This is a genomic window from Peribacillus sp., assembly GCF_059453735.1.
This window is the reverse complement of the sequence record NZ_JAZVJO010000213.1, coordinates 1-6,714: the sequence shown is the minus strand read 5'-3', so window position 1 is coordinate 6,714 and position 6,714 is coordinate 1. Positions and strand designations below refer to the sequence as shown.

At 38.7% G+C, this 6,714-nt stretch carries 7 protein-coding genes; 5 read left to right on the top strand and 2 right to left on the bottom strand.

The features are described 5' to 3' along the window. Both thiD and thiE read right to left on the bottom strand, forming a co-directional pair. The coding region (gene thiD / locus AC52RT_RS06695; RefSeq protein ID WP_495540026.1) for a bifunctional hydroxymethylpyrimidine kinase/phosphomethylpyrimidine kinase at positions 1–481 on the bottom strand (481 nt) is incomplete at its 3' end. 15 nt (positions 482–496) lie between these two features. After that, positions 497–1,372, bottom strand: coding sequence for a thiamine phosphate synthase (thiE, locus tag AC52RT_RS06690; protein ID WP_495540025.1), 876 nt, complete (start codon positions 1,370–1,372; stop codon positions 497–499). A gap of 169 nt (positions 1,373–1,541) precedes the next feature. Between thiE and AC52RT_RS06685 the strand changes: the two genes are divergently transcribed. The 5 genes from AC52RT_RS06685 (at position 1,542) to rfbB (ending at position 6,333) form a co-directional block, all read left to right on the top strand. After that, positions 1,542–2,909, top strand: a complete 1,368-nt coding sequence (locus tag AC52RT_RS06685; protein WP_495540024.1) for a glycosyltransferase — start codon at positions 1,542–1,544, stop codon at positions 2,907–2,909. 125 nt (positions 2,910–3,034) lie between these two features. Then, on the top strand, positions 3,035–3,916 hold the full coding sequence (rfbA, locus tag AC52RT_RS06680; protein ID WP_495540023.1) for a glucose-1-phosphate thymidylyltransferase RfbA: 882 nt from the start codon (positions 3,035–3,037) through the stop codon (positions 3,914–3,916). A gap of 14 nt (positions 3,917–3,930) precedes the next feature. Continuing rightward, entirely contained in the window at positions 3,931–4,491 is a 561-nt protein-coding gene (gene rfbC, locus AC52RT_RS06675; RefSeq protein ID WP_495540022.1) for a dTDP-4-dehydrorhamnose 3,5-epimerase, read from the top strand. Further along, complete coding sequence (rfbD, locus tag AC52RT_RS06670; RefSeq protein WP_495540021.1) at positions 4,488–5,342, top strand: dTDP-4-dehydrorhamnose reductase; 855 nt, start codon at positions 4,488–4,490, stop codon at positions 5,340–5,342. Before rfbC ends, rfbD begins: the two co-directional genes overlap by 4 nt. A gap of 1 nt (position 5,343) precedes the next feature. Further along, the gene (gene rfbB / locus AC52RT_RS06665; RefSeq protein WP_495540020.1) at positions 5,344–6,333 is read left to right on the top strand and encodes a dTDP-glucose 4,6-dehydratase; all 990 of its coding nucleotides are present in this window, start codon (positions 5,344–5,346) and stop codon (positions 6,331–6,333) included. The last annotated feature ends 381 nt before the right edge of the window (positions 6,334–6,714 follow it).

Here is a 6,714-nt window from a genome sequence, read left to right as displayed (position 1 = left end):
TAACAGCAGCGTTTTGCATATCTTCCTTTGAATTAATTTTCATCCCCGAAATTGCTTCTGCTTCAGGAATATTCGGGGTAATACGTGTGGCAAGCGGCATCAGGTTAGTCAGGAGACTTTCCATCGCCTCTTCATTCAATAACCGACTGCCGCTTGTAGAAATCATCACCGGATCTAGAACAATATGTTTTGTTTTATGCTCCGTCAGTTTTTCAGCGATTACCCTAGTAATGGCTGGTGAGGATACCATTCCTATTTTCACGCTATCTGGGAAAATATCAGTCATAATACACTCTAACTGCAATGCTACAAATTCTGGTTGTGTTTCAAAGACCCCCTTTACTCCCATCGTATTTTGAGCTGTCAATGCTGTGATTACACTCATCGCATACATTTTATGTGCCGTAATGGTTTTAATGTCTGCTTGAATACCTGCCCCGCCGCTGCAATCTGAACCCGCAATACTAAGTACCTTTTTCAAACAAACCCCTCATTTCTACTTTTTAATCATTTTTGTTGAAAGAACATATAATTCCCGGCTCGCTTCTTTTATATCTTGTGCCGCAAATATTGCTGATACAATGGCTGCTCCGTCCACTCCGCTACCGTTTAGTTTTAGAATATTACGTTGATTAATGCCTCCTATGGCAACAACTGGGATTGTAACGGCTTCACATATTTCTCTTAATGTTTTGAAAGATACCATATCTGCATCCATTTTTGTTGAAGTACTGAACATAGAACCTGCTCCAAGATAATCCGCGCCACTTTTTTCAGCCGCAATTGCCTGCTCAACGGTTTGAACCGATACGCCTACTATTTTATCAGGGCCAACCAATTTCCGTGTTTCCTCTATTCCAAGATCATCTTGTCCAATATGAACACCATCTGCACCGCAATCAACGGCTACCCTCACGTAATCATTAATCACAAATGGAACTTGATAACGATCCGTTACTTCCTTTATTTGTTTAGCTTCCTGTAAAAATTCATCATACCCTAAGGTCTTTTCGCGTAGTTGAATAAAGGTTGCTCCGCCCTTTATTGCTTCCTCTACTTGTTCACTCAATGACTTTTCACCCACCCACATTCGGTCAGTGACTGCAGTGGGGTCAACGTTTTCAATATTCTCTACGATGACTTCATCAAGTTTTGTGACAGCAATCTCTGCAGCACTGGAAAAAAGCTCAACCCCTGCCACATAAGCACCTGTTTCCGCTTTAATCGCTGCCCCTAAGTTTCCTTCTGCACATTCTATATCAAGAACCTGCTTCACACTCGATGGTACCATCCCTAATAGCGTATTATTAACTCCCTGATAATAATTCACATCTTTAGAAGCGTAGTCCTCATAACTTGAATGCTCACTCAATTGGCTTCCCTCCAAAGTGTTTTTGTCTTAGCAATTACGCCAAATAATTATATGCGAAGTTGTTTTAAATGTGAGTGCAGCATTCTACAGGAATCATTTTATTCGCACCAAATCTTCCATACATCATATAAATAAAATGATTTTATTTACCGGTAATTAGGAGGAACAAATGAAAACTTCAATTATACTTTTGACTCACAATCAAATCGATTATACAAAAAAGTGTATAGACAGTATCAGAAGCCATACGCACGACTATGAAATCATTGTCGTTGATAATGGATCAGAGGATGAAACTGTAGCTTATTTATCTGAACAAGAGGATATAAAAGTCATCGTAAATAAAGAAAATGAGGGATTTGCTAAGGGGAATAATCAAGGAGTTGAAAAAGCAACGGGCGATATCATACTCTTTTTGAATAATGATACTGTTGTTACACCTGGATGGCTGGACTCTTTAATAAATACCTTATATTCGAATGATAAAATTGGAATTGCAGGACCAGTCACCAATAATATTTCGGGTAACCAACGCATCTCTGTAACGTATAATCAAGATACACTAGAAGGTTTAGAGGACTTTGCTTCTGACTATGTAAAGGAAAAAACAGGCGAGAAGAAAAAGGTCTTAAGATTAGTAGGATTCGCTTTAGCATGTAAAAAGGAAGTCTTAGACGAAATAGGGTTATTTGATGAATCTTTTGGAATAGGTAACTACGAAGATGATGATTTATGCCTGCGCGCACTTCGTAAAGGGTATGAACTCTATATAGCCCAAGATTCATTTGTTCATCATTATGGAAGTGTTACCTTTAAGAATAGTTCAATCAATTTTACTCAGTTAATGTACACAAACAAAAGCAAACTTTACGAAAAATGGGGATTCAGTGCAAATTACTTTATGTTTTCCCGGCCAGAAGTACTTAATTTAATCCCTGCTCATTCAAAAAGAGTCTTGGAACTTGGCTGTGGAATGGGAGCAATGGCAATTGACTTAAAAGAAAAATATAATTGTGAAGTAATCGGAATTGAAATTGATTCTAATGTAGCGGAGTTTGCCCAACATAATCTCGATGCGGTCTATTCTGCAGATGTTGAGGACTTTGACTTGTCTAAATTGGGGACCTTTGATTGCATCGTGTGTGCCGATGTCTTAGAACATTTACGCGATCCATGGAAAATTGTAAAAGAATTAACTTCCATATTAAATGATGGTGGTCAACTCGTCATTTCCTTACCTAATATTGCTAATATCGAGATTATAAAAGAATTAATGCAAGCAGACTTCTCATATAGAGATGCTGGTTTATTAGATCGGACACATTTGCGATTTTTCACTCGAAAAACATTGCATACGCTGTTCCCAGAAAACTTAGTCATAAAGATATTATCCGGTACAACCATCGGATATTCTGAGGCTGACCGGCTCCTTGCTGCAAATCTAGGACCGATTGGAAAAGCCTTTGGTCTAGATACTGATTCGCTGACCACAGACGCTTTTATCTATCAGTTTTTAATCGTTGCTGAAAAAGTGTAAACAAAGAACCTCACTTTTGTGAGGTTCTTTGTTTACACCTTCCTCATCACCATTTGAAACGAAAAACATATGATAGAGAATCATCCTTATGTATTCACTAAAGGAACTAAATGAGAGGTGGTACTATGAAAGGAATCATTTTAGCTGGAGGCAGTGGGACTAGATTATATCCTCTAACCAAAGGAATGTCCAAGCAGTTACTGCCTATCTATGATAAACCAATGATTTATTACCCATTATCTGTTCTGATGCTTGCCGAGATAAGGGAAATCTTAATTATTTCTACTCCTCAGGATATAGGACGATTCAAACAGCTGTTCAACGACGGCTCTCATTTAGGCTTGCATATTGCTTATGAAGAGCAGGAATATCCGGGCGGCCTTGCACAAGCATTCCTTATTGGAGAGAAATTTATTGGAGAAGACGATGTGGCACTGGTCCTAGGCGATAATGTTTTTTATGGTCATGGATTGACAGAAAAACTACGACGGGCAGCCAACAGGAAAGATGGAGCTACTGTATTTGGTTATTATGTACATGATCCCGAACGATTCGGGGTCGTAGAGTTTGATGAATCTGCTCAAGCTATATCACTTGAAGAAAAACCAATAAAGCCGAAATCAAACTATGCCGTAACAGGCCTATATTTTTATGACAATTCTGTTGTGGAACTTGCAAAAAAAATATCGCCCTCTGCCCGTGGTGAACTCGAAATTACGGATATTAATCAAGCCTATCTAGAAAATGGAAATCTGCACGTCGAAATCTTAGGAAGAGGATTTGCTTGGTTAGATACAGGAACACACGAATCCTTATTAGAGGCTTCTCAATTTATTGAGACCATTGAAAAGATCCAAAGTATGAAAATTGCCTGCATCGAAGAAATCGCTTATAACCAGGGTTATATTACTAAAGATAATCTACTCAAGTTAGCCGCCCCTTTAAAGAAAAATCAATACGGACAATACCTAATTCGAATTGCTGATCAAAAACCATTTGTAAAATAAAGAAGAGGTGTCAGATGGAAATCATTAAAACCATTCTAGATGGGTTGTTCATACTAACTCCTTCTGTTTTAGGGGACAGTCGCGGCTGGTTTATGGAAACATATAGCGAAGAGACGCTTAAAAAAGCTGGTCTCTCTCTACACTTTGTACAAGACAATCATTCGTACTCAGAAAAGGAAGGAACCCTTCGAGGATTGCACTATCAGCTAAATCCAAAAGCTCAGTCAAAGCTTGTCCGTTGTACCAAAGGGGCTATTTTTGATGTAGCAGTGGACATCCGTAAAGACAGCCCAACGTACACTAAATGGGTTGGCATAGTACTCAGTGCAGATAATAAAAAGCAATTACTCGTTCCTAAGGGTTTTGCTCATGGATTTATGACGTTGATTGCTGATACAGAAGTTCAATATAAAGTAGATGAACTCTATTCAAAAGAACATGACTACGGAATTCTTTGGAATGATCCTGCTCTCAATATTAAATGGCCCGATCATGTCCCCCCGATTTTATCTAGAAAAGATGAAGAGGCTCCACTATTAAAAAATGCTCGACATTATTTCGGTGAAATAGAATGAAAATAGTTGTAACTGGATATACGGGGCAGCTTGGTTACGATGTAGTTCGAGAAGGAAAACAAAGAGGTTTCGAGATGTATGGAACAGGTTCAAAGGATTTAGATATCACCAATGGACAAAATGTTCGAACCTATATACGTGAACTAAACCCTGACGCCATTATTCATTGTGCCGCTTATACGTCTGTAGATCTTGCTGAAGACGATAAGGAACGATGCTACGATGTCAATGTAAATGGAACAAGATATCTAGCTGAAGCAGCAAAAGAAACGGGTGCAAAGTTTGTTTATCTTAGCACAGACTATGTATTTGATGGTAATGGAACTACCGCCTATACAGAGTCTGATCAACCCAATCCAATAGGATACTATGGAATAACAAAATACGAAGGCGAACAAATTATTGAAACCATGTTATCTCACTTCTTTATTGTGCGAATTTCATGGGTTTTCGGGATTAATGGAAATAACTTCATTAAAACGATGCTTAGACTGGCCGATTCGCAACCAGTAGTTCGTGTAGTAGGTGACCAATTCGGTGCTCCAACTTACACCCGAGATTTGTCCATCCTATTACTTGATATGATTCAAACAGAGCAATATGGTATATATCATGCTGCCAATTCAGGCGTATGCAGTTGGTCAGATTTTGCAGAAGAACTATTCAGACTAGCTAATCGCTCTGTTTCTGTCCACTCCATTACAAGTGAGGAATTCCCTACTAAAGCAAAACGTCCCAAGAATTCCCGTCTATCTAAAGCCAAACTTATTGAAAATGGATTAACCCCCCTCCCCAAATGGCAGGACGCACTCGCCCGTTTTTTAACGGAATTGAATGATGAGGTGAAATAAAATGGTGAAAAAAAAGGTGCTTATTACCGGTGGTGCAGGGTTTATTGGGGGGAATTTCGTCCACTATATACTAAATAAATACCCTGAATATGAAGTAGTTAATCTAGATGCATTAACGTATGCAGGCGAGTTATCGAAGCATCAAGAAGTCGAAAATCATCCAAACTATCTTTTTACCCATATAGATATCACAGATAATGAACAACTAAGTAATCTATTCACAAAAAAACAGTTCGACTATGTCATCCATTTTGCTGCAGAAAGCCATGTAGACCGCTCCATTGCTAATCCCGAACAATTTATTTTAACCAACGTACTTGGTACACAGAATTTGCTGCAAGCAGCTAAACAGACGAAAATCACTAAATTCATTCATATCTCTACGGACGAAGTATATGGAGAATTAGATTTTGATAAAACAAAATTTTTTACTGAAACAACGCCATTACAACCAAACAGCCCTTATAGTGCCAGCAAAGCATCCTCCGATTTACTCGTTCGCGCCTATGCAGAAACCTATCAATTACCAGTAAATATAACCAGATGCTCAAATAATTATGGCCCATTTCAATTTCCAGAAAAACTAATTCCACTAACCATATCCAAGATTCTCAATGATCAAAAGGTACCCATTTATGGGAACGGCCAAAACATACGGGACTGGCTGCATGTATACGATCATTGTACAGCTATTGATGCAATCCTTCATAAAGGAATCAATGGCGAAGTCTACAATATAGGCGGGCATAATGAAAAAACAAATTTAGACGTCGTTAGAACCATCATCCATACAATTGGAAAATCTGAAGAGTTAATTGAACACGTGGAGGACCGTCTAGGACACGATAAACGCTACGCAATTGATCCTACTAAACTGGAACAATTAGGCTGGAAGCCAACATATACCTTTGAAACGGGAATACGTCAAACCATTGATTGGTATATAAAGAATAAACAATGGCTGAACCAAGTCCTAAATGAAAATAAATAAACTCATCAACCCTGTTCGATATACAATGTGTAAGCCCTTCTCCTTAGAAGGGTTTGTTTTATGTGTTACTGCAACTTTTTCTGAAGATCTGCTGACTTCTAAGTCTTCATGGGGGATTTTATCTGTTTTTCTGCTGTTCCAGCTGTTAATCCCGTCTGGTCTTCACGTATTCCCGCCTGAGATGGCCGTAATCCCGTCTGGATCATGCGTATTCCCGTCTAGAGGCTGCGTATTCCCGTCTGGGCACTATTTTAAGCTCTAAAATACCCCATGGGGCATCATTGTTTTAAGGGTTTTTGAAAATGGGTCACTCATCTTTAAGTCTATTTCTTTAGATACACTTTTTAGGAAGACCTGATGAATAAGTTCCCCCTGGGGGTA

What these genes read in the sequence shown, in the direction of transcription:
- rfbD (WP_495540021.1), top strand. Translation starts at nt 4,488, where the DNA reads ATGAAAATAGTTGTAACTGGATATACGGGGCAGCTTGGTTACGATGTA.
- rfbB (WP_495540020.1), top strand. Translation starts at nt 5,344, where the DNA reads ATGGTGAAAAAAAAGGTGCTTATTACCGGTGGTGCAGGGTTTATTGGG.
- rfbC (WP_495540022.1), top strand. Translation starts at nt 3,931, where the DNA reads ATGGAAATCATTAAAACCATTCTAGATGGGTTGTTCATACTAACTCCT.
- rfbA (WP_495540023.1), top strand. Translation starts at nt 3,035, where the DNA reads ATGAAAGGAATCATTTTAGCTGGAGGCAGTGGGACTAGATTATATCCT.
- AC52RT_RS06685 (WP_495540024.1), top strand. Translation starts at nt 1,542, where the DNA reads ATGAAAACTTCAATTATACTTTTGACTCACAATCAAATCGATTATACA.